Source organism: Paraburkholderia hiiakae, from assembly GCF_904848665.1.
Classification (GTDB): Bacteria; Pseudomonadota; Gammaproteobacteria; order Burkholderiales; family Burkholderiaceae; genus Paraburkholderia; species Paraburkholderia hiiakae.
Genome location: NZ_CAJHCQ010000001.1, coordinates 90,870 through 114,932 on the forward strand (window position 1 = coordinate 90,870; position 24,063 = coordinate 114,932).

Consider the following 24,063-nt stretch of genomic DNA (forward strand, 5'->3'; position numbering starts at 1 on the left):
GCACCTGCCCACCTTCTTCACCTTCTTCCAGCCATCGCGAGCCAGCGCCGATGAACGACAGCGCCAAACCCGATGCGATCAGTGTCATCGTCATCGTCAAAAACGAAGCACACGATATTCGCGACTGCCTCGCTTCCGTGCACGGCTGGGTCGACGAAATCGTCGTGCTCGATTCGGGCAGCACGGACGGCACCCAGGCTATTTGCCGTGAGTTCGGCGCGACGGTCGTCGAAACCGACTGGCCCGGTTTCGGGCCACAAAAACAGCGCGCGCTCGACACGGCCCGCGGACCCTGGATTCTCTCGCTCGACGCCGACGAGCGCGTGTCCCCCGCGTTGCGCGACGAGATTCTCGCAAGCGTGAAGGCGAACGGGGCCGACCTGTTCCGGGTGCCGCGCCAGTCGAATTACTGCGGCAAGTGGATCCGCCATTCCGGCTGGTCGCCCGACTATGTGACGCGGCTCTTTCGCCGCGACGTCGCGCGCTTCTCGAACGATCTCGTGCACGAACGCGTGATTGCCGCGCCCGAGGCGCGCGTCGGCACGCTCGCTCAGGCGCTGATTCACTACAGCTTTCGCGACTTCTCGGAAGTGCTCGGGAAGATCGACAGCTATTCGACCTACGGCGCGACCCAAGGCGCGGCGCGCGGCAAGCGCGGCGGTCTGCGCAAGGCGCTGCTGCACGGCTTCTGGTCTTTCGTGCGCAGCTGGATCATCCAGCGCGGCTTTCTCGACGGCAAGATGGGCTTCGTGCTGGCGATCTCCAACGCCGAAGGTACCTACTACCGCTACCTGAAGCTCATGCTCCTCGAGACACAGCAGTCCGGCGCGGCAAAAGCCCGCGACGCCGCACCGGAGAGCCGATGAACGCCCGCCGCGACGTGCTGATTTCGGTGATCGTCAGCACCTATAACCGGCCCGATGCGCTCGAGCGGGTCCTCGCCAGCTTGAGCGCGCAATCCGACACGCACTACGAAATCATCGTCGCCGACGACGGCTCGGCGAACGCGACCCGCGAGACCGTGGAACGCTGCGCCGCGTCGAGCCCGGTGCGCATGGAGCATGTGTGGCACCCGGACGATGGCTTCCGTCTTGCGGAGATCCGCAACAAGGGTATCGTGCAGGCCCGTGGCGACTACCTGATCTTCCTCGACGGCGACTGCGTGGCGCAGCACGATTTCGTTGCGCGCCACCGGCAGCTCGCAAGCGAGCGCGTCATCATCACCGGTAGCCGCATCCTGCTCGACGAAGCGCTCACGCAGCGGGTGATCGGCCAGAAGCTCCCGTTGGCGGATCAGGGCTTCGGCTTCTGGGTGCAGGAACGCCTCGCTGGCCACGTCAACAAGATCGCGCCCCTCTTCGTGAAGCTGCCGGACCGCAAGTGGCGCGTGATCGAGCAGTTCAAATGGCGGGGCATCAAGGGCTGCAACATGAGCGCCTGGCGCAGCGATATCGAGCGCGTGAACGGCTTCGACACCAGTTTCACCGGCTGGGGGCACGAAGACGCCGATTTCGTGGCACGCCTCGCCAACTGCGGCGTGCACCGCAAGCTCGGCGCCTACGCCACGGAAATCTTCCATCTGTGGCACCGCGAGCAACCGCGCGAGCAGGCGAGCTCCAATGAGGAACGGGTCAAGGTGCGCATTGCGGACGGCACCGTGCGTGCCGAACGCGGCCTGGCCGAACTCGCGAGTTAACCACGCGTTTGCCCGAACGACGGCGCGGCATGGCAGCGTGAACACTTCCACGCCGCCAGCCGCCCAATCCCTCAGTAAACGATCTCGATCTCGCTGCCCGCAAACTCGCCACGCAGCGCGGCGAGCAGGTCGTCGGAGGGCTTGACGCGCCAGGCGTCGCCCAGACGCACTTCGCCTTCGGCCCGATCGTTGCGGTAAGCAATCTGCACCGCAAGCCCGTTTGGAATGACCGCTTGCGCGCGCTCGCCGCGATCGCGCCCGAAGCCACCGCGGCCACGCGCTTGCGTGGCCGGTGCCGGCAGCGAGTCGTCGGGCTTCGCGCGATACGCTTCGAGCACCGTGCGCAGCGCGAGCGCATTGGCGTTGCCGTTCACCTGCAGCTTCACGGCCTGCGCGTAGCGGCTGCGCGCACGCTCCAGATCCATCACCGTATCGACGGTGAAGCGAATGCCGCCCGTGAACGCATCATTGCGCGCTCCGCCCTGCACGACGAGCAGTTCGTCTTCCTTGAAGAGCGCCTTGTGCTCTTCAAACTGCTCATTGAACACCGTCACTTCGCACTGGCCGGTGCCGTCGTCGAGCAACGCGATCAGCATCTTGCCGCGTTGGGTCATTTGCGTGCGCAACGAAGCGATCACGCCCGCGATGAGCTTGTCGCGCCCTTCCTTCAACTCGCCGATCTTCTGGCGCACGAAGCGGCGCACTTCGTCCTTGTAGGCATCGAAGAGGTGCCCCGAGAGATAGAAGCCGAGCGCGGCCTTCTCCTCCTGCAGCTTGCGCTTCTCGCCCCACGCGGGTTCATCCACCAGTTCGTGCGCGGCGAGCGGCGCGTCACCCATATCGAACAGGCCCGCCTGCATGGCGTTGGCGCTCGCCTGGTCGGCGGCTTCCATCGCCATCGGCACGGAGGCGAGCAACTGTGCGCGGTTGGCGTGAATCGTGTCGAATGCGCCGGCGCGGATCATCGCTTCGATCGTGCGGCGATTCACGAGACGACGGTCGATGCGCTCGCAGAAGTCGAACAGGTCCTTGAAGGGACCGCCTTCTTCACGCGCGCGCAAGATTTCTTCGATGGCGTTCTGGCCGCTGCCCTTGATCGCGCCAAGACCGTAGCGGATCGTGCGCGAGCGTTTGCCTTCTGCGACGCTCGAATCGGCCACAGGCTCGAAGCGATACGCCGAAGCGTTCACGTCCGGCGGCAGCACGGCCATCTTGTTGGTCAGGCAGTCCTCGAAGAGGATCTTCACCTTGTCGGTGTCGTCCATGGCGAGCGACATATTCGCTGCCATGAATTCCGCCGGATGGTGCGCCTTGAGCCACGCCGTGTGATACGCGAGGAGCGCATAAGCGGCCGCGTGCGACTTGTTGAAGCCGTAGCCCGCGAACTTCTCCATCAAGTCGAAGGTTTCGTCGGCCTTTTCGCGCGTGAGGCCGTTCTTTGCCGCCCCTTCCGCGAAAATCTCGCGGTGCTTGGCCATTTCCTCGGGCTTCTTCTTACCCATCGCGCGGCGCAACAAGTCGGCGCCGCCGAGCGAGTAGCCGCCGATGATCTGCGCCATCTGCATCACCTGCTCCTGGTAGACCATGATGCCGTAGGTCTCTTTCAGAACAGGTTCGACGCGCGGATCGGGATACTCCACCACTTCGCGGCCATGCTTACGCGCGCAGAAGCTCGGGATCAGGTCCATCGGGCCCGGACGATACAACGCCACGAGCGCGATGATGTCCTCGAAGCGGTCGGGCTGCGCGTCCTTCAGCATGCCCTGCATGCCGCGGCTTTCCAGCTGGAACACGGCGACCGTGTTGGCCTTCTTGAGGATCTGGAACGACGGCGCGTCGTCGAGCGGCACCTGGGCGAGCGACCAGTCTTTCTTCGACGGATCGAGCCTGCGGATATAGCGCTCGGCCCAGTCGAGAATCGTGAGCGTGGTCAGGCCCAGAAAGTCGAACTTCACGAGGCCGACGGCTTCCACGTCGTCCTTGTCGTACTGGCTCACGACGCCGCTTTCGTCGCCCTGCGTGTAGAGCGGGCAGAAGTCGGTGAGCTTGCCCGGCGCGATCAGCACGCCGCCCGCGTGCATGCCCACGTTACGCGTGAGACCTTCCACGAGCTGCGCGAGGTCGAGCAGCTGGTGGACTTCGTCTTCGTTGTCGTAGCGCTCCTGGAGGAGCGGCTCTTCCTTCATCGCATCGGCGATGGTGACGTGCTTGCCCGGCTTGAACGGAATGAGCTTGGCGACGCCATCGGTGAAGTTGTAGCCGAGATCGAGCACGCGGCCGATGTCGCGCACCGCGGCCTTCGCGGCCATCGTGCCGAAGGTGGCGATCTGCGAAACCGCATCGGCGCCGTACTTCTCCTTCACGTACTGGATGACGCGGTCGCGCCCGTGCTGGCAGAAGTCGATGTCGAAGTCGGGCATCGACACACGTTCCGGATTCAGGAAGCGCTCGAACAGCAGGTTGTAGCGCAGCGGATCGAGGTCGGTAATGCCTAGCGCGTAGGCGACCAGCGACCCCGCGCCCGAACCCCGGCCCGGCCCAACCGGCACGCCGTTGTTCTTGGCCCAGTTGATGAAGTCCGCAACGATCAGGAAGTAGCCCGGGAAGCCCATCTTGATGATGGTCCCGCACTCGAATTCGAGCCGCTCGTTGTAGCGCGCGCGCGCCTGCTCGCGTTCGGCTTCGTCGGGATACAGCTGCACGAGGCGCTTTTCAAGGCCTTCTCTCGAAAGCTGCACGAGATAGTCGTCGAGCGACAGGCCGTCGGGCGTCGGGAAGAGCGGCAGCTTCGGCTTGCCGAGTTCGAGCGTGAGATTGCAGCGTTTGGCGATCTCGATGGTGTTCGCAATGGCCGACGGAATGTCCGCGAACAGCGCGGCCATCTCTTCCTGCGTGCGAAAACGCTGATCGGTCGTGAAACGCTTCTGGCGGCGCGGATTTGCGAGGATGTCGCCTTCCGAGATGCACACGCGCGCTTCGTGTGCGGTGTATTCCTCGTCGGTCATGAACTGCATGGGGTGCGTGGCGACCACCGGCAGCTTCAGTTGCGACGCGAGCGCCACTGCCTGCCCGACATACTGCTCGCCGCCGGGCTGCCCGCAGCGCTGCAGCTCGATGTAATACGCGTTCGGAAACAGTTTCGCCCAGCGCTGCGCGTGGCGCTTCGCGCTTTCGGCATTGCCCGCCGCGAGTGCGAGACCCACGTCGCCCTGCTGCGCGCCCGAGATCGCGAGCAGGCCCTCGGCCAGACCGTCTTCGAGCCACGCAACGTCGACTTCCGCGCGGCCACGATACTGATTCGTGAGCCACGCCTTGGAAAGCAGCTCGCACAGATTCAGATAGCCGCGCTTGTCCTTCACCAGTAGCAGAAGGCGCGACGGCTTGTCGCGGTCGTCGGGATTCGTGATCCAGACGTCGCAGCCGGCAATGGGTTTGACCCCTTTGCCGCGAGCTTCGGTGTAGAAACGGACGAGGCCGAATGCGTTGCCGAGGTCGGTGAGCGCGAGCGCGCCCTGGCCGTCTTTGGATGCCGCCTTGACGAGGTCGTCGAGGCGCACGATGCCGTCGGCAATCGAGAATTCGGAATGGACGCGGAGATGGACGAAGCGGGGATCTGACATGGCCGACATTGTACCTTCAGGGGCACGCGATTTTCGGCGCTCGCTCGCATGCGCGCGTGACGTTGGCCGGGGCGGCCCAACCGATCCGGACAAGCGCTTGCGCGAGCGCAGAGCCGCGGCACGGCGTGTCGACTACGCCGCAGGCGGCGCGAGGCATGATTGAGGGATAATAGCGGATTGCGCCCGCCGCGCGCCCTGCCCCAATTCCCGTTTTCAAGGGGCCGGCAGTTAATAGGCAGCACGCGAGTCAGCACGCGAGTCAGCCCGCGCGCCCGGCTCCAGTTTCACGCGCTTTGATAGCGCCTTTCCCGTTGCACCATGCGTATCCTCAATCTCTCCGCTTACCAGTTCGCCACGCTCGACAAGACCGCCGAGTGGCGCCCGCTCGTGCTCGAGCGCTGCAAATCGCTCGATTTGCGGGGCACGATCCTGCTCGCGCCGGAAGGCATCAACCTGTTCGTCGCCGGCGATGAAGGCAACGTGCGCGCGTTCATGGACTACATCAACCACGACCCGCTCTTCGAGGGCAAGTTCGCGACGCTGCGGTTCAAGGAAAGCGTCTCCGAAACGCGGCCCTTCAACCGTATGCTCGTGCGCCTGAAGCGCGAGATCATCACGATGAAGAAGCCGGCGATCCGCCCCGAAGAAGGCCGCGCGCCCTCCGTGGCGCCGGTCGTGCTCAAGCAATGGCTCGACCGCGGCTTCGACGACGATGGCCGCCCCGTCGTCATGCTCGACACGCGCAACGCGTTCGAAATCGATGTCGGCACGTTCGACAAGGCCCTCGACTACCGCATCGACAAATTTAGCGAATTCCCCGGCGTGATCGACGCGAACCGCGCCGACCTCGAAGGCAAGACGGTCGTGTCGTTCTGCACGGGCGGCATTCGCTGCGAAAAGGCGGCCATCCACATGAAGGAAGTGGGCATCGAGCATGTGTATCAGCTCGAAGGCGGCATTCTCAAGTACTTCGAGGAAGTGGGCGGCGCGCACTACAACGGCGACTGCTTCGTGTTCGACCAGCGCACCGCGCTCAATCCGCAGCTCGAACCGACGGACACCGTGCAGTGCTTCGCGTGCCGCGCCATCGTCACGCCGCAAGAGCAGGCTTCGCCGCTCTACGTGACGGGCAAGAGCTGCCCGGCGTGCCATCCGGAGCGCGCGGGCGCAATGGATGCAGCGCCGTCGGCCCAGGCTGCCGCTTAAAGCCGCGCGCGTGAGCGCATCGCCGCAAGGGTATCGCGGGCGCTTTGCGCCCTCGCCCACTGGCCCGCTGCACTTTGGTTCGCTCGTTTCGGCGCTCGCGAGCTGGCTCGACGCGCGAGCGCATGGCGGCGCGTGGCTCGTGCGTGTGGAGGACATCGACGGCCCGCGCACCGTGCCGGGCGCAGCCGAGGACATTCTCGCGACGCTTGCGGCCTTCGGCTTTCACGCCGACGAGCCGCCGCAATGGCAGAGCCGCCGCACCGATCTGTACCGCGCGGCGCTCGACCGGCTGATCGTCTCGGGCCACGTCTACCCGTGCGGCTGCACGCGCAAGGAAATCGCCGATTCGCAATTGCGCGCGCACCAGCGCAACACCACGCTGATCTATCCTGGCACCTGCCGCGACGGCCTGCACGGCAAGCCCGCGCGCGCGTGGCGGCTGCGCGTGCCTGACGACCAAACTGCAGACCAAACTGCAGACGAAACTGCGGACGAAACTGCCGGCGCGCGTGACAATCCCGCGCTGATCCGCTTTGACGATCGCTGGCAGGGCTTGCAGCACCAGGATCTCGCGACCGAAGTCGGCGATTTCGTGCTCCTGCGCGCGGACGGCCAATGGGCCTATCAGCTCGCCGTGGTCGTGGACGACGCCGAACAACGCATCACGCACGTGGTGCGCGGCGCGGACCTGCTCGACTCGACGGCGCGGCAAATCTGGCTCCAGCAGTGTCTTGGCGTGCCCACGCCCGCGTACCTGCACGTGCCTGTCGTCACAAACGCGGACGGGGAAAAGCTCTCGAAGCAGACCGGCGCGCAAGCGCTCGATGCATCACGCCCGCTGGAAGCACTGATGGCCGCGGCGCGGCATCTGGGTCTCGAGTTGCACGATCCCGCACCCACAACGCTCGAGGCGTTCCAGCTAGACGCGATCGCGGCGTGGAAGCGGCGGCTCGCGCAATTGCCAGCCACATAAACAAAAACGGCATGCCGCCAGAAGCGACATGCCGTTTTTCTGCGTTGCGCGAATTTTTCGCGCTCAACCTCAGTTCGACGAAGACGACGTCGGCTTATTGCGCCACGACGACCCGAGTCCGCCCAGCAGCGCCGCGAGCGGCTGCTTCGACTGCTGCTTTTGCGGTGCGGCGTTTGCGGGCTTGTCTTCAGCGTTGCTGCGCGCGCTCGCCGAGGGTTCGTAGGGCTTCAGGAAAAAGTCGTCGATGGGCTGCGAACGATGATGATGCGCTCGCTCGAACGGCGCCGCACGGCGGTGCACACCACGCTCGCCACGTTCACCGCGCCCTTCGCGGCTTTCATGGCCGTCGCGCTCGCGGCGGCGTCCGCCGCCCTCGTGATGCGGCACCGGCACGTCGACCACAAGGCGCTCCACGGTCAGCGGACGCTTGATGAGCTTCTCGATATCGGCGAGCTGCTTCTTCTCGTTCGGGCTGCACAGCGAAAGCGCGTCACCCGAGGCGCCTGCGCGGCCCGTGCGGCCGATGCGGTGCACGTAGTCTTCGGCGTTGAAAGGCAGGTCGAAGTTGATGACGGCGGGCAGCTCGGCGATGTCGAGGCCGCGCGCGGCCACGTCGGTCGCCACGAGTGCTTCGATTTCGCCGCGCTTGAAGGCGTCGAGCGCCTGCATGCGCTCGCTCTGCGTGCGGTCGCCGTGAATCGCCGCCGCAACGATGCCCTGCTTTTCGATCTGACGGGCAAGGCGGCTCGCGCCGATCTTGCTGTTACAGAACACGATCACCTGTTTGAGACCCCGGTTGCGGATCAGCTGAACGACCGCGCCGGTCTTGTCGCCCTCGGCGACTTCGTACACGACCTGGGTGACGTTGGTCGCCGTGGAGTTGCTGCGCGCCACCTCGATGGTCTGCGGCGTGCGCAGATAAGTCGCCGCAAGCTTCTTGATCTCGCCGGAGAACGTGGCCGAGAAGAGCAGCGTCTGGCGCTCCTTCGGCAGCAGGTTCAGGATGCGTTGGAGGTCGGGCAGGAAGCCCATGTCGAGCATGCGGTCGGCTTCGTCGAGCACGAGCATCTGCACCTGACCCAGGTTCGTGGTCTTTTGCTGCACATGGTCGAGCAGGCGGCCAGGCGTCGCGATCAGGATTTCCACGCCGCGGCGCAGCTCGTCGGACTGCGGATTCATGTCGACGCCGCCGAACACCACCGCGCTGCGCAGCGGCGTGTGCTGCGCGTAGGTGCGCACGTTGTTCGCGACCTGATCGGCCAGTTCGCGCGTCGGCGTGAGAATCAGCGCGCGCACCGGATGGCGTGCGGGCGAAGCGCTCGTGCTCGCCATCGGCAAGAGGCGTTGCAGGATCGGCAGCGAGAAGCTCGCAGTCTTGCCCGTGCCGGTTTGCGCGGCGCCCATCACGTCGCGGCCCGTGAGCACGACGGGAATCGCCTCGGCCTGGATCGGCGTGGGCGTCGTGTAGCCCTGCTCCTTGACGGCCCTGAGAATTTCGGGGGCCAGACCAAACTGGTCAAAGTTCGCAGTGCTGGGCGTGACGGCTGTGTCGGACATGGTGGCTTCGCTATAAAGGCGCTATTCGCGCAAGGCGCGGAAGCGCCTCAAAAGGTCACTGCTGGGCATAGCAGGTCGATGCAAAGGCGCCGAACAACACATCAGGCACCCTGCGGCGACGAGCGGAACGTACGCCCGCGAGGGCCTCCCGGCAAACGGATGGCCCGGGATGGCCCGTGGACGACGAGAGAATCTGCTGGGGACGGGGCGCTGGCTCCATCGCCGCGCTCGCTCGGATTCAACCCAGCCAGACTCGCTCGATTCCAGATGGTTCCGGCGCCGCCCTGGTCTATCGACCGGCGCGCGCACCGGATTGGTCAAAACGGCTCGATCGGCTTTCAGGCCGATCCAGCAAGCCTTGGGGCGGCCTGCTGCCGGCGATCTGCGCGCCCTTTGCGGCAGGCGCAAAGGGCCGAAAGGCGCGTATTGTAGCACCTTGGCATAAATCCCTATGGCAGCAGGCCATGCGTTCTGCAACGCAGCGCACGAGAAAGCCTCGTGCGCCATGCGACGAAGCATCGCACCCTTTTTTGCCAGCCCCCGCTGCTCACCACGTCTCGCGCATCACCATCAGCCGCAGTTCGGTCATGTCCTCGATCGCGTAGCGCACGCCCTCGCGCCCGAGCCCGGAGTCCTTCACGCCGCCGTACGGCATGTTATCGACGCGAAATGACGGAATGTCGTTGATCACCACGCCGCCTACGTCGAGGCCGTCCCACGCGCGGTGCGCATTGGCGAGCGAGTCGGTAAACACGCCCGCCTGCAGGCCGAAATCGCTGTCGTTGACAATGTCGAGTGCGCGGCCGAAGTCGTCGAAACGCTCCAGGATCGCGACCGGTCCGAACGCCTCCTTGCGGTAGAGGTCGGTGTCGCGGCGCACGTCTTCGAGCAGCGTGGCCTCGAACATCGCGCCGTCCACCTTGCCGCCCGCGACGATCTTCGCGCCCGCGAGCACCGCGCTCTCCATCCAGCCCGCGAGGCGCTTCGACTCGGACTCGGAGATCATCGGCCCGACGAAGGTTTTCTCGTCCTTCGGGTCGCCCATCTTGAGCGTCTTGACCTTGGCGATGAGCTTCTCGCGCAGCGCGTCGTAAATCGACGCATGCACGAGAATGCGCTGCACGCCGATGCAGCTCTGCCCCGACTGGTAGTACGCGCCGAACGCCAGGCGCTCGACGACGTAATCGAGCTTGCCGCCCTGATCGGCGTCGACGATGGCCGCCGCGTTACCGCCCAGCTCCAGCACCACCTTCTTCTTCCCGGCCTTCTTCTTGAGGTCCCAGCCCACCGCCGGCGAGCCCGTGAACGAGAGCAGCTTGAAGCGCTCGTCGGTCGTGAAGAGGTCGGCGCCGTCGCGGTGCGCGGGCAGGATCGAGAACGCGCCCTTGGGCAGATCGGTTTCCGCCAGCACCTCGCCCATGATGAGCGCGCCCACGGGCGTGCGGCTCGCGGGCTTCAACACGAACGGCACGCCGGCGGCGAGCGCCGGCGCGACCTTGTGCGCAGCCAGATTGAGCGGGAAGTTGAACGGCGAGATGAACGAGCACGGCCCGATCGGCACGCGTTTCACATAGCCGTGATAGCCCTTCGCGCGCGCCGAAATCTCGAGATTCACGATCTCGCCGTCGATGCGCACGCTCTCTTCGGCGGCCACGCGGAACGTGTCGATCAGGCGCGTGGCCTCGCCGCGCGAATCGTTGATCGGCTTGCCCGCCTCGATGCACAGCGCCATCGCCAGCTCGTCGAAGCGCTCGCGAAAACGCGCCACGCAATGATCGATCACGGCCTGGCGATTGTACGGCGGGAACGCGCGCATGGCGGGCATGGCGGCTTCGGCCGCGGCGATGGCTTTGTCGATCGCTTTCGCGTCGGCGAGCGCGACGCGCGTGGCGACTTCGCCGCTGTATTTGTCGGTGACTTCGAGGTCGGTGTTGGCGGCGACGGCCTCGTTGGCCAGGTAGTACGGATAGGTCGATTTGAGCATGACGGGTTCTCCGTAAGTGCAGCGTCAAAGCTGCGCGCTCAGGCGCTTGATGTCGCGATTGAGCACGCGCTCGTTGTCCGAATAATCGATGGGCACGTCGATCACATGCACGCCGGGTTGCGCGAGACACTGCTCGACGAGCGGCTTGAATTCGTCCGCCGAGCCCACGCGGTGGCCATGCGCGCCGTAGCTCTGCGCATAGTCGACGAAATCGGGGTTCTGCAGCGTCATGCCGTAGTCGGGGAAATTCATGTTTTCCTGCTTCCAGCGGATCATGCCGAACGCGTCGTCGCGCAGCAGCAGCACGACGAGATCGAGCTTCAGGCGCACCGCCGTTTCCAGCTCCTGCGAATTCATCATGAAACCGCCATCGCCGCACACGGCCACCACCTTGCGCTGCGGGTGCACGATCTTCGTGGCGATGGCCGAGGGCAGTCCCGCGCCCATCGAGGCGAGCGCGTTGTCGAGCAGGATCGAATTGGGCTCACGCGCGCGGTAGTAGCGCGCGAACCAGATCTTGTACATGCCGTTGTCGAGGCAGAGGATGCCGTCGTCGGGCATCGCGCCGTACACGTCGTGCACGAGCCGCACCGGGTACATGGGAAAGCGCTCGTCGTGCTGCCCGCGGGCAAGATGCGCCTCGAAATGGCGCTTGATTTCCTCGAAGCGGACAAAGTCCCACGCGTGCTCGCGCGGCTTGAGGCTTTCCTTGAGTTGCCAGACGGCGTTGGCGATATCGCCCACCACCTCGATCTGCGGGAAATACACAGGGTCGACTTCCGCGCCGAGAAAATTCACGTGGATGACGGTCTTCTCTTCCGCGCTGCGCATGAAAAACGGCGGCTTTTCGATCACGTCGTGGCCGACGTTGATGATGCAGTCGGCGTGCTCGATCGCCCGGTGCACGAAGTCGCCGTCCGAGAGCGTGGCATTGCCGAGCCAGAGCGGATGCGATTCGTCGATCACGCCCTTGCCCATCTGCGTGGTGAAGAACGGTATGCCGGTTTCGTCGACGAACTCGCGCAACACATTGCGCGTGGTCTTGCGATTGCCGCCCGCGCCGATCATGAGAAGCGGATGGCGCGCCTTGCAGATCGCCCCGACCGCGTGGCTCACGGCCTTTTCCTCGGCCACGGGCCGGCGGCTGAAGCTCTTGGGAATGGGCTTGCCGTCGCCCTCTTCGTCGGCCACGTCTTCGGGCAGTTCGAGATGAACGGCGCCGGGACGCTCCTGCTCGGCCTGGCGAAACGCCTCGCGCACGAGCGCGGGAATATTGCCGATGGAGACGATCTGCCGCGCGTACTTGGTGAGCGGCTCCATCATGCGCACCACGTCCACGATCTGGAAGTGGCCCTGCTTGCTCGACTTGATGGGCTTCTGGCCCGTGACCATCAGCATGGGCATGCCGCCCAGCTGCGCGTAGGCGGCGGCGGTCACGAAGTTGGTGGCGCCGGGCCCGAGCGTGGCGAGGCACACGCCGGTTCTGCCCGTCAGCCGTCCGTAAGTGGCGGCCATGAAGCCCGCGGCCTGCTCGTGGCGCGTGACGATCAGACGAATCTTCGAGCGCCGCAGCGATTCGAGCAGATCGAGGTTCTCTTCCCCCGGAATACCGAACACATAATCGACGCCTTCGGCTTCCAGCGCCTTCACGAACAGATCCGATGCTTTCATCGACCACCTCGTTGGCAAGCGCGTGGCCGGCGGCGCGGGCGGCAGCCGGCCTTCGCGAACAGGCCGACAGGTTACTCCCGCAAGGCGGAATGTGTCGGGAAGCGTGCGTCCGGTGTTAGCGCATGATCGTCGCGCAGCCCGAGAGCACCGGCTTTGGACTCGCGTCGGACGTGACATCGTAGAGATCCGCGCCGGGACCCTTGGTCCACCACGTGTAGCGCTCGGCTACGTACCTTACGCCCGAAGCGGCGATCACGCCGACGAAAAGGAGCTTGCGGCCTTCCACGGGCACGAGTGCGAAGCTCTGGCCGTTGGCCGCGTTGAGATAGGTGACCTTGAAGGTTTTGCTGTTTGCGCAGGTGTAGCTGAACGTGTGGCGCGATTGCACCTGGATGTCGCGCACTTCGAGCGGGGCCGCGTTCGCCGCATTAAGGTGCAGCGCGGCCGCGAGACCGCACGCTGTTAGCGCGAGCGCGCCGCCGCGCGGGATTGAGCGGATTGCGCCGCTTCGACCATCGATCATGGTGTTCTCCGTGTGTTGCGTTGCCCCCGCGCCGCATGCCGCAGGGCATACGCGCGAAGGATTGGCTCACACGATAACCGGCACGCGCGACGGTCGCCTTGCGCGCGCCCCACGCAGCTTGCCGGCCGCACGCTTACTGCGCGGCGTCGCCCGGCACCGGACGCACCGCCGCGGCCGCTTCGCGGGCGCGCGAGCGGGCCTCGTCGGTGTCGGAGCCTGTCGCGAGCGCGACGCCCATGCGGCGCTTCACGAAGCTCTCGGGCTTGCCGAAGAGACGCAGGTCCGCACCCGGCACGGCCAGCGCCTCGGCTACGCCCTCGAATGCGATGCCGCGCGCGTCCATGCCGCCGTAGATCACCGCCGACGCGCCCGGACCGCGCGCCGTCGTATCGACTGGCAGACCGAGAATCGCGCGCGCATGCAGCTCGAACTCAGAGAAGCGCTGCGAGGCGAGCGTGACGAGTCCCGTGTCGTGGGGACGCGGGCTCACTTCCGAGAACCACACCTCGTCGCCGCGCACGAACAGCTCCACGCCGAAGAGGCCCCGGCCGCCCAGCGCCTCGGTCACCTTGTGCGAGATCTCGCGCGAGCGCTCGAGCGCCTTCGCGCTCATCGGCTGCGGCTGCCACGATTCGACGTAATCGCCGTCCACCTGGAGGTGGCCGATCGGATCGCAGAAATAGGTTTGCACCTGGCCGCTGGCCGGGTCGATGGCGCGCACGGTGAGCTGCGTGATTTCATAGTCGAAGTTGATGAAGCCCTCGACGATCACGCGCCCGCGATTCACGCGGCCGCCCGCCAGCGCATATTCCCAGGCGCGCTCGACGTCGGCGTCGCTTCGCACAACCGACTGCCCCTTACCCGACGAGGACATCACCGGCTTCACCACGCACGGGTAACCGACCTTGGCGACGCCGGCCTTCAGCTCGTCGAGCGAATCGGCAAACGCGTACGGCGAGGTGGCAAGGCCGAGTTCCTCGGCGGCGAGGCGCCGGATGCCCTCGCGGTTCATCGTGAGTTGCGCGGCGCGCGCGGTGGGGATCACCTCGGCGACACCCTCGGCTTCGACGGCGGCGAGTGCGTCGGTGGCGATCGCTTCGATTTCGGGCACGACGAGATGCGGGCGCTCGGCGTCGATGAGCGCGCGCAGCGCCTTGGGATCGGCCATGTCGATCACGTGCGCGCGATGCGCGACCTGATGGCCGGGCGCGTTTTCGTAGCGATCGACGGCGATCACCTCAACACCAAGACGCTGCAGCGCGATAATCACTTCCTTGCCAAGCTCGCCCGCGCCGAGCAGCATGACACGGGTGGCGGATGCGGAAAGCGGCGTGCCGATGCGGGGGCGGGTCTGCATGATGTCTCCAGAATGACGGTATGGCGCAAATGCGTAAGAGCGCCGATGTTAACACGCGGCATTGCCGCGGCGAGGCGCTTTGGACCGCCGGCGGCCGCCCTGTTCAAGCGTCTTGCGCGCACGTTTGCGCTCGCATGCTGCAGCGCGGTGCGTTACGCTTACGCCTTCGCCGATTACGAGGAACGATGCGATGCCTATCAGCCAGACGTCGAGCCAGACGCCGAGCCAAACGCCGAGCCACAGTCCGCGCGTGAATTTGCGCCAGCGCCTGCGCCCGGCCCAAGGCGTATTCGCGCGCAAGCTGGTCTCGCGCTCGGCGATGCTCGCTGCAGCCCTGCTGGTGTGCGCGTGCAAGCTGCCGGTGCACACCGACGCCTCCGCGCCGCTGCCCGATCCGTTCAACCCCGCCACGACCCAGCTGCTCGACAACACGCACTGGCAGCTCACGGAGTGGAAGCGCGCCGACGGCACGCTGCGCGCGGTGCCGGGTCCGAACGCTGACGCCGGCAACACCGAAAACCCCGACGCTCGCCCCATCACGCTCGACCTCTCGACCGAGAGCGGCCAACGCCGCGCAAGCGGCTTCTCGGGCTGCAACCGCTATTTCGGCGCCTATACGCTGAAGAACGGCCTGCTCTCGTTCAGCCAGCTCGGCGGCACGCGCATGGCGTGCATCGGCGCGGGCGGCGACATCGAGGGCGCCTATCTGGAAGCGCTCTCGCATATCGCGCGCTCGGGCGTGCAGATGCGCCCTCCGCAATCGCTCTTTCTCGTGCTCGAAAACGGCGACCGCCTGACGTTCGCCGAGCAAGGTGCCGCGCCCTTGCCTGGCGTTGCGCCCAGCGCTGCCTCCGACACCAAACCGGCGCAGTGAACGCTGCCCGCGTGAATCGCCGCGCCCTTGCCCGGCGCGGCTCTTTTTTTGTTGCGCGCGAACCAAAGCGACGCGCGCAGGGTCTTTGGCGTGTCGGGCGCGCAATGCCCGTCGGGCCGGGCGCAACACTGCCTTCAGGTGGATGGCGGCGCGCACGGGCCGAGCGGTTACACTCCACACGTCGCACACCTTCTCTACGTAAATCCTTGGCATGCACACGGTAGTTCCTGGCTGGTTCGGCGTTTCGGCCGTCTGGTTCATCCCTCTGATCTGGCGTCTCGTCAAGTCCGTGCTGCCCGGCGGCGCGGGCCTGCGCGGCCCGGGCACGATCCGGCTCTGGCTCGGCTTCGTTGGCGTGCTCGTGGCGAGTTGCGCGCTCGAAGCGACGCTTATCGACATCGCCGGTTTCGACGCGCTCGGACATGCGCTTTCGGGCGCAACGGCCAAGCTCATCGGCCACGTGGCCGCGCCGCTCGCCATGACGGCGCTCCTCCTCGTGAGCTTGCCGTGGCTGCTCGACTTCCATTGGCGCGAATTCCTCGCCTGGGCCGACATCTCGCTCGGGCTCGGCCTGAACATCCGCGCCGCGCGCGAGACCGACGAGAGCCCGCGCCGCGAACGCCGCAGCCGCCGCGCCGCGGCCGAAGATGGACTTCCCGCCCATAGCGTCGCCGCCGTCAACCCGTCGATGCCAGGTGAAGGCTCGCGACGCAAGCGGCCGACGAGCTGGCGCCCGCCTGCACGAGAAGCGCGCGAGGCGCGCGATAACTCGCGCACAGCCGGCGCGATGGCCGCCGGACTCGGCGCAGCGTCGAGCGCTGCCGCAGCACAGGACGCTTTTGCGGATAGCGCGTCGTGGCGTGCCGAACCAGGCTTGCGTGGTCCCGCCGATCCCTCCGCGGCATGGGCGCGCACCGAGCCGACCGCGGCAGCCGACTGGCTGCGCGGCACGCGTGCCCCGGTGCAAACGCCGCCTGTGGCCGCGCCGCGAGCACCGATGGAGCCCCCGCGCGCGCCTTTGCAGCAAGGCGCGCCGCTCGGTGACGCGCGCCGCCAGCCGGCGCGTGGCGTGAGCGCTGTCCCAGATGTGGCCGGCGTGCATGGCGCGCCCGCGCAACCCAATGCGCCGTGGCGCGCTGAGCCGAGCCATGGCCGGCCAGCCATGGCCGCCGCGATGGCGGGTGCGGGTGCGCGCGCGGCTTCGGCTTCAACTGCGGTGCACGGTGCGCCGCTCGCAGCCGGCGCCCCCGCCGCCGCGCGCAGTGCCGCGTTCGGCTCGACCCCGGCACCGCTTGATCCGCTGACATCGCCGTTCGCGCAGCCAGTCATGCCGCGCCGCGCGGCGCCGGCGCCCGCGGCGGGCAGCACGGCAGCGCGCGCCGCGGCCGCCGCCCCGCCCCGCGTCGCGAAGCCGCCGCGCCCGTACGTCTGGCAGGGGCAGCCGGCGCGCGTGAACCCTCGCCCGCCTATGGCCGCGCCGCGCACTGCGCCATTCACCTCGCAACTTGCCGAAACGCCGCCCGCTACACCCCCTACGCCCGCTTACTCGCGCCCCGCGCCCACCAGCGCGTCGCAAGCGGAAGCGCCGCTGTCGATGAGCGTCCTCGAAACGTTGCGCTCGATCGAAGAGAACGCCGCACGCTGGACGACACTCGCCGGCGCGAGCCTCGCACGCCGCACCCTCGACGAAGCGGGCACGCTCGCGGGCGACGAGGAAACGCACGCGCAATTCCCGAGTGCCTCGCCGGACATGTCGACGACGGCGGTGTCGGTGACGCCTTCGGGCGAGTCGCTGGAAACGACGTTCGCTCCGCTCACGCAGCAGGACGGTGACTACGTATCGCCAAGCCCGGGCGTGCGAACGTTGGAGGAGGCGCACGCCGTGCCGCAACCTCACGACGCGTCGACAGTCTGGACGCCCGCCGCTCATGCTGCTGCCTACCCTGCCGAGACTGACAGCCCCGCAGCGTCCGAGCCGAAGTCGGTCAGCGCCGACGACGCGGCCATGCCAACGCCGCGGCAGCCGACGCATACGCATGGGGACGAAGCCACGCAAGGCGCCTTGCGTGCGGCGACGCGTGTCGAGCCCGTGCAAGCCGCGGCGGGCGAAGCCGCAACACCATCGTCCTGGCCAACGCTGGATCACGGCATGCCATGGATCCTGCTCGATGACGAACCGTCGGCCGCCGCCCCCACGGAGAGTCACGCCGCCGAGCCGTTCTACACGTTCACCCCATCATCGACGGCGCAGGAACAGGCGAGCGCGCCTGCGGTGACCGTTGCTCCCGTTTCGGCACCAGCGCCCGCGACAACGCAAACACCGGTTGCAGCTAGCGCACTAGCCATGCAACCCGCTCCAGTCGAATCGCAGGATGGGCACGACGCATCGGCCACGTCGAACGTCGTGCACTTCCCCCGTTTCGCTCGCGAGGCACAACCCGAGGCCGCCGCGGCGCCTGTGCGTCACGCAACGCCCAACAGCGAGCAACCGCTTGACGTAAGCGCCCGCACCGACGTCGTCGATACGGCGTCGACGGCGGCCCGCGACGAATCCGCGTACGGCACTTACGGCAGCACGTTCGAAACCTCGGCGCGCGCGACGCCTGCACATGTCGCGCCTACGCTCGCGCATGCAGCTCCCGCGACGCCGTTCGACGCAGCGCCTTCGTCGCCGGCAGAGCAAGAGGCGAGCGCGGCTTTCGCCCCTGCTGCGCGTATCGTCGACGAGCACCCCGCGTCTGTCGACGAAGCGCTTGGGGTTGCGAGCGCGGCGGATGAGACCTTGCCGGCAATTGACGTGACGCCCCTGCCCCCCGTGCAGCAAGCGCCGGCGCCGGCACCCGCAGCAACGCCGCCGTGGGTCGCGCAAACGCAGCCGGAAAGCCGCCCCGCACCTGCCGAAGCCGCGTTCACGCCGAACCCCTCGCATCCCGCAGCGCCGGTTGCCACGCCGATTGTGCCGCCCTACCCCGACATCGCGACCGAACCCGGCGCCGCGAGCTCCGACTTCGAGCCCGAGCCCGAAGCAGTCGAAGCACCCGAACCTGTAGTCCAACGCCCCGCCGTGCGCGGCCACGCGCCCACGTCCTTCGTGTTCGAGCCGCTCAGCGCATCGGCGGTCGAACTGCCGGGGCTCGAACTACTCGATCGCGCGTCGTCCGAGATCGAGCCCGTCTCCGAGCAGAAGCTCGCCGAAACGAGCCAGCTCATCGAGCAGCGCCTCCAGGAGTTCAAGGTCCCGGTGACCGTGGTCGGCGCGTCGGCGGGCCCCGTGATCACGCGCTTCGAAGTGGAACCCGCGCTCGGCGTGCGCGGCAGCCAGATCGTCGGCCTCATGAAGGATCTCTCGCGCGGCCTCGGCCTCACGTCCATCCGCGTGGTCGAAACGATTCCCGGCAAGACCTGCATGGGCCTCGAATTGCCGAACGCGCGCCGCCAGATGATCCGCCTCTCCGAGATCCTCGAATCGGCGCCGTACCATCGCTCGCAATCGAAGCTCACGATCGCGATGGGCAAGGACATCGTCGGCCATCCGATCGTCACCGATCTCGCCAAGGCGCCGCACATGCTCGTGGCCGGCACGACCGGTTCGGGCAAGTCGGTGGCGATCAACGCGATGATCCTCTCGCTCCTCTACAAGGCGACGCCCGAGGACGTGCGTCTCATCATGATCGACCCGAAGATGCTCGAGCTTTCCGTGTACGAAGGCATTCCGCATCTGCTCGCGCCGGTCGTCACCGACATGAAGCTCGCGGCCAACGCGCTCAACTGGTGCGTCGGCGAGATGGAGAAACGCTACCGGCTGATGTCGGCGGTGGGCGTGCGCAATCTCGCAGGCTTCAACCAGAAGATCCGCGACGCCCAGGCGCAGGAGAAGAAGATCGGCAACCCGTTCTCGCTCACGCCGGAAGCGCCCGAGCCGCTCTCGCCGCTGCCGATGATCGTGGTCGTGATCGACGAGCTCGCCGACCTCATGATGGTCGCGGGCAAGAAGATTGAAGAACTGATCGCGCGTCTCGCGCAAAAGGCGCGCGCCGCCGGCATCCACCTGATCCTCGCGACGCAGCGTCCTTCGGTGGACGTGATCACCGGTCTCATCAAGGCGAATATTCCGACCCGCGTGGCGTTCCAGGTGTCGTCGAAGATCGACTCGCGCACGATCCTCGACCAGATGGGCGCGGAGTCGCTGCTCGGCCAGGGCGACATGCTGTTCCTGCCGCCAGGTACGGGCTACCCGCAGCGCGTGCACGGCGCGTTCGTCGCCGACGAGGAAGTGCACGCCGTGGTGGAATACCTGAAGCAGTTCGGCGAGCCCGAGTACGTCGAAGGCATTCTCGAGGGCCCGGCTTCCGAAGGCGCGCCGCAGGACCTCTTCGGCGACTCGCCCGAGGCCGAGGCCGACCCGCTCTATGACGAGGCCGTGGCCTTCGTCGTGCGCACGCGGCGCGCGTCGATCTCGTCGGTGCAACGGCAACTGCGCATCGGCTACAACCGCGCCGCGCGTCTGGTCGAGCAAATGGAAGCGGCGGGGCTCGTCTCGCCGATGGGCATCAACGGCAGCCGCGAAGTGCTCGTGCCCGGCGGCGGCCAGGGCGAGTGAAGAAGGCGCGCCTCGCGCCTTCTTTTTTCAACTCAACACACGGCTGCGCACGTTACTGCGCGACGAACTTGAAATCGACCGGCGAGCCGATCTCGACGCGCTTCGGGTTCGGCTCCAGCAAACCGGTCTGCTGATCGCGGCGGAACACGTAGGCGGTATCGCTGTTCTGGTTGCCGACGATGAGCCACTGTCCGGTCGGATCGATCGCGAACTCGCGCGGCGACTTGCCGAGGCTCGACTGGCGCCCCACGCGCGTCAACTTCCCGCTATCGCTATCGACGGCGAAGATCGAGATGTCGTTGGCGTCGCCGCGATTCGAGACATAGAGGAACTTGCCGTCCGGCGAAAGATGCAGCGCCGCCGCGCCCTGCGTTCCCTTGAAGCCTGGCTCCGCCAGCTTCTCGATCTGCTCCAGCTTCATGTGGCCATCGTGATACGCGAACACCGTCACGGTGGCGGCCAACTCGCTCGTGAGATACGCGTGACGGCCGTCATTGCCGAAGACCAGGTGACGCGGACCGCTGCCTGACTTCACATCGGTATAACGCCACTCGGTCGGACTCACGAGCCCGCGGCTGCCGTCCGGCGTGTAGAGGTAGGTCCAGAGCTTGTCGGTGCCGAGATCCTGCGTAAAGAGGTAGCGCCCATCCGGTGAAAACACCGTCGAGTGCACGTGCGCGTTGTCCTGACGCCCCTTCACGGGACCACCACCCTCGTGATGCACGGTCAGCACGGACTCGCCAAGCTTGCCATCCTGCTGCACGGGCAGGACTGCGAAGCTGCCGCCCGGGTCGGCCGCGACCGAGTAGTTCGCGACGAAGAGATAGCGCCCATCCGGCGAGAGGCTCAGGTAGCACGGATCGTTGCCCTGCGCCGACACCTTGTTGAGGAACGTGAGCTGCCCGCTTGCGGCGTCGAAGCCGAACGCGCTCACGTCACCGCGCAGGCTGGCGGGACCATTGTCGCCGGGCAGCTCGTTCACGGCGTAGACGAAGCGGTTGTCCTTGCTCACCACGAGAAACGACGGATTCACCGTCTTCGCCACGCTGACCGCCTGCATGTCGCCAGTGCTCGTATCGAAGTGATAGACGTAGAGGCCCTCGCTCTTGCCGCCCGTATAAGTGCCGACGATAAGGTTGTAGACACCGCCCGCGGGCGCGGTCGTGGAAGCGGATTGCGCGAACGCATGCGTCGCGGCGACGGAAGCCATGATGACAACACCTTTGATGAGCTGGGTAAGGAGATGCGCGGGTCCGCGCGCAGTCCGGCGCGCACGGATAGTCGATGAGCGGGAGGGCGCGGGCACGACGTTTGCGACGGCACGGCGAAGGAACATGTCGACCTCCTTTTTCTTGTCGATGCAGGGGAGCGGGTCCCGGATTCGTCTCGCTTTCGTCTGATACATGGGACACCGGCCCAGTATAAGAGAGGTCGCGAGCGCCCGCCCCGCAAGCGCGCAGCGACGAGTGCAGGCAAGAAAAAGCACGAAAAATCGAAGCAATAAAGGGTTCAACGCACAGGATCGAAACCAGCCGCAACCAGGGAGCCGTCATGAACATTCACGTCGCCATCGGGCCGCTCGTCGCGCTCATCGCAGGCATTCTGATTCTTGCCGTACCGCGCCTGCTCAATTACATCGTCGCGCTGTATCTGATCATCATCGGGATCATCGGGATTTTCGGCGTGGGCGGCCATCTTTGACCCGTCTGGTCACGCTCGCCAACGTTTGTTGACGCAGGCGAGATGAGTATTTGCGCGTGCTGCTGCGCAAAACGCATTGCGCAGGCGGCCCCGCTGCCACTACTCTTGTGCGTGCATGCTGCGGCGAGCGGCTATCGTTTTCGAGCAACGCTGTCAATCTGCTTACTATGCCCGCCCCCATTGAAGACTACGCATTGATCGGCGACGGCCACACGGCCGCGCTCGTTTCCCGCGCCGGATCCATCGACTGGCTCTGCTGGCCGCGTTTCGACTCCGGCGCCTGCTTCGCCGCCCTGCTCGGCACCGAGGAGAACGGCCGCTGGCTGATCGCGCCCGCGCAGCCCGAAGATGGCCGCAATGGCCAAAACGGAGTCGAGGTCAAGACCACGCGCCGCTATCGCGGCGACACGCTGATCCTCGAAACCGATTTCGAAACGCCCGAAGGCGCGGTGACGCTGATCGACTTCATGCCGCCCGGCAACGGCTGGTCCGAACTCGTGCGTATCGTCGTGGGGCGGCGCGGCACCGTGCGCATGGAAAGCCGGCTCGTGCTGCGCTTCGACTACGGCTTTTCGGTGCCGTGGGTCAGCCGTCTCACCTACGAGAGCGGCATCAAGGCGACGGTGGGCCCGGACACGGTCGTGCTGCGCACGCCTGTCGACCTCGAGGGCGAAAACATGCACACGCTCGCGCAGTTCGACGTGAAAGAAGGCGAACGCGTGCCGTTCTCGCTGTCCTATGCGGCCTCGCACTTGCGTCTGCCGCCGCCGCGCGACCCCTTCACGGCGCTTGCACGCACGGAAAACTTCTGGACCGAATGGGCCTCGCGCAGCACTGTCGAAGGTCGCTGGGCCGAACCCATCCGCCGCTCGCTCATCACGCTCAAGGCACTGGCCTACGAGCCCACCGGCGGCATCGTCGCCGCGCCCACCACGTCGCTGCCCGAACAGTTGGGCGGCACACGCAACTGGGACTACCGCTACTGCTGGCTGCGCGACGCGACGATCACGCTGCTTGCGATGATGCGCGGCGGCTACTACGACGAGGCGCGCGCATGGCGCGCATGGCTGGGCCGTGTGATGGCGGGCTCGCCCTCACAGCTGCAGATCATGTACGGGCTCGCCGGCGAGCGCCGCCTGCCCGAATTCGAACTCGACTGGCTGCCCGGCTACGAAGGCGCGAAGCCCGTACGCGTGGGCAACAACGCAGTCGGCCAGTTGCAGCTCGACGTGTACGGCGAAGTGATGAACGCGTTGCACCTCGCGCGCGTGGGCGGCTTGCAGGCCGACGACACCGCATGGTCGATCCAGTGCGCGATGCTCGAACACCTCGAAACGATCTGGACGAAGCCCGACGAAGGCATCTGGGAAACGCGCGGCGGCCGCCAGCACTTCACGTTCTCGAAGGTGATGGCGTGGGTCGCCTTCGACCGCGCGATCAAATCGGCGGAAAAATTCGACCTGCCCGGGCCGCTCGATCACTGGCGCGAATTGCGCTCGACGATCCACGCGACCATTTGCGAGCGCAGCTTCAACAAGGATCTGAATTCCTTCACGCAGATATACGGCGGCACCGATCTCGACGCGAGCCTGCTGCTCATGCCGCTGGTCGGCTTCCTGCCTGCGGCAGATCCGCGCATTGCGGGCACCGTCGCGGCGATCGAGCGCGATCTCATGTGTGAAGGCTTTGTGATGCGCTATCGCACCACCGAATTCAACGATGGACTGCCGCCGGGGGAAGGCACCTTCCTTGCGTGCAGCTTCTGGATGGTCGACAACCTGGCCCTGCAAGGCCGCATGGACGACGCACGCCGCATGTACGAGCGCCTGCTCGCGCTCGCCAATGACGTGGGATTGCTCGCCGAGGAATATGACCCCATTGCGGGGCGTCTGGTCGGCAACTTCCCGCAGGCGTTCTCGCACGTGGCGCTCGTGCATACCGGCCTGAACCTTATGCGGCATGAACAGGAAATGGCGAAGGAAACGGGACATCCGGCGGTCGACGGTGCGTCGCCCGAGCCGGCTGTTGCATCCGCATCGTGAATGTTCGAAAGCGCCTGGACGTTTTCGCGAGCTGGGGTACACTACGCATGCTGCGTTGCACAACAGCCGGGCGAAGCCGTACCGTCCGCGCCGCCTGGCAACGGGGCGAAACGTGTGTGCCGCCTTGCAGCGCGCTTGCAGCCAACCGCTGCGAAACGCATGCGGGTCTGCCCGCGCTAAAGCCCTCCGGGCGGCGGCCGATAAACTACCAGACTGACCGACCAACCTTGCCGGCCCGCATCTGCTCCGCGCCTGAACC

Annotated in this window: 15 protein-coding genes; 8 read left to right on the plus strand and 7 right to left on the minus strand. The window is 66.4% G+C overall.

The genetic code is table 11. The annotated features are described in order from the left end of the window. Nucleotides 1-50: 50 nt before the first annotated feature. Nucleotides 51-866 (plus strand): glycosyltransferase family 2 protein, encoded by an 816-nt coding sequence (locus JMY28_RS00455; protein WP_201693585.1) that lies wholly within the window; start codon nt 51-53, stop codon nt 864-866. Next, nucleotides 863-1,696: a glycosyltransferase family 2 protein gene (locus JMY28_RS00460; RefSeq protein ID WP_201693586.1), complete on the plus strand. Its 834-nt coding sequence runs from the start codon at nt 863-865 to the stop codon at nt 1,694-1,696. Before JMY28_RS00455 ends, JMY28_RS00460 begins: the two co-directional genes overlap by 4 nt. Before the next feature lie 71 nt (nt 1,697-1,767). Here the strand turns inward: JMY28_RS00460 and dnaE are convergent, their stop codons facing one another. Continuing rightward, on the minus strand, nt 1,768-5,325 hold the full coding sequence (dnaE, locus tag JMY28_RS00465) for a DNA polymerase III subunit alpha (RefSeq protein ID WP_201693587.1): 3,558 nt from the start codon (nt 5,323-5,325) through the stop codon (nt 1,768-1,770). 309 nt (nt 5,326-5,634) lie between these two features. On the opposite strand from dnaE, the gene JMY28_RS00470 reads away from it, so the two are divergent. Together JMY28_RS00470 and gluQRS are read left to right on the plus strand one after the other, a co-directional pair. Continuing rightward, complete coding sequence (locus JMY28_RS00470) at nt 5,635-6,522, plus strand: sulfurtransferase (protein ID WP_201693588.1); 888 nt, start codon at nt 5,635-5,637, stop codon at nt 6,520-6,522. Next, nucleotides 6,491-7,495, plus strand: a complete 1,005-nt coding sequence (gluQRS, locus tag JMY28_RS00475; RefSeq protein ID WP_201693589.1) for a tRNA glutamyl-Q(34) synthetase GluQRS — start codon at nt 6,491-6,493, stop codon at nt 7,493-7,495. The genes JMY28_RS00470 and gluQRS overlap by 32 nt, the downstream gene beginning before the upstream one ends. 69 nt (nt 7,496-7,564) lie before the next feature. On the opposite strand, the gene JMY28_RS00480 is transcribed toward gluQRS, so the two are convergent. From JMY28_RS00480 to purT, 5 genes are all read right to left on the minus strand, one after another. Then, complete coding sequence (locus JMY28_RS00480; RefSeq protein ID WP_201693590.1) at nt 7,565-9,052, minus strand: DEAD/DEAH box helicase; 1,488 nt, start codon at nt 9,050-9,052, stop codon at nt 7,565-7,567. 547 nt (nt 9,053-9,599) lie between these two features. Next, nucleotides 9,600-11,036, minus strand: coding sequence for an aldehyde dehydrogenase family protein (locus tag JMY28_RS00485; RefSeq protein ID WP_201693591.1), 1,437 nt, complete (start codon nt 11,034-11,036; stop codon nt 9,600-9,602). A gap of 24 nt (nt 11,037-11,060) precedes the next feature. Then, entirely contained in the window at nt 11,061-12,707 is a 1,647-nt protein-coding gene (locus JMY28_RS00490; protein WP_201693592.1) for an acetolactate synthase large subunit, read from the minus strand. Nucleotides 12,708-12,822: 115 nt separating this feature from the next. Next, entirely contained in the window at nt 12,823-13,230 is a 408-nt protein-coding gene (locus tag JMY28_RS00495; protein WP_201693593.1) for an MliC family protein, read from the minus strand. A gap of 133 nt (nt 13,231-13,363) precedes the next feature. Beyond that, nucleotides 13,364-14,587, minus strand: coding sequence for a formate-dependent phosphoribosylglycinamide formyltransferase (gene purT / locus JMY28_RS00500; RefSeq protein WP_201693594.1), 1,224 nt, complete (start codon nt 14,585-14,587; stop codon nt 13,364-13,366). A 190-nt stretch (nt 14,588-14,777) separates the two neighbouring features. Here purT and JMY28_RS00505 point away from each other — a divergent pair, with 190 nt between their 5' ends. Both JMY28_RS00505 and JMY28_RS39415 read left to right on the plus strand, forming a co-directional pair. Beyond that, complete coding sequence (locus tag JMY28_RS00505) at nt 14,778-15,461, plus strand: META domain-containing protein (RefSeq protein WP_201693595.1); 684 nt, start codon at nt 14,778-14,780, stop codon at nt 15,459-15,461. 211 nt (nt 15,462-15,672) lie between these two features. Then, nucleotides 15,673-20,061: a DNA translocase FtsK gene (locus JMY28_RS39415; RefSeq protein ID WP_201693596.1), complete on the plus strand. Its 4,389-nt coding sequence runs from the start codon at nt 15,673-15,675 to the stop codon at nt 20,059-20,061. A 52-nt stretch (nt 20,062-20,113) separates the two neighbouring features. Here JMY28_RS39415 and JMY28_RS00515 read toward each other — a convergent pair whose 3' ends face one another. Further along, complete coding sequence (locus JMY28_RS00515; protein WP_456238745.1) at nt 20,114-21,397, minus strand: lactonase family protein; 1,284 nt, start codon at nt 21,395-21,397, stop codon at nt 20,114-20,116. A 215-nt stretch (nt 21,398-21,612) separates the two neighbouring features. Here JMY28_RS00515 and JMY28_RS00520 point away from each other — a divergent pair, with 215 nt between their 5' ends. Both JMY28_RS00520 and JMY28_RS00525 read left to right on the plus strand, forming a co-directional pair. Next, nucleotides 21,613-21,762 carry a DUF3096 domain-containing protein gene (locus JMY28_RS00520; protein ID WP_201693598.1) on the plus strand — a complete coding sequence of 50 codons (150 nt, stop codon included), beginning with the start codon at nt 21,613-21,615 and terminating at the stop codon, nt 21,760-21,762. Between the two features lie 167 nt (nt 21,763-21,929). Next, on the plus strand, nt 21,930-23,804 hold the full coding sequence (locus tag JMY28_RS00525; RefSeq protein WP_201693599.1) for a glycoside hydrolase family 15 protein: 1,875 nt from the start codon (nt 21,930-21,932) through the stop codon (nt 23,802-23,804). Nucleotides 23,805-24,063: the final 259 nt, after the last annotated feature.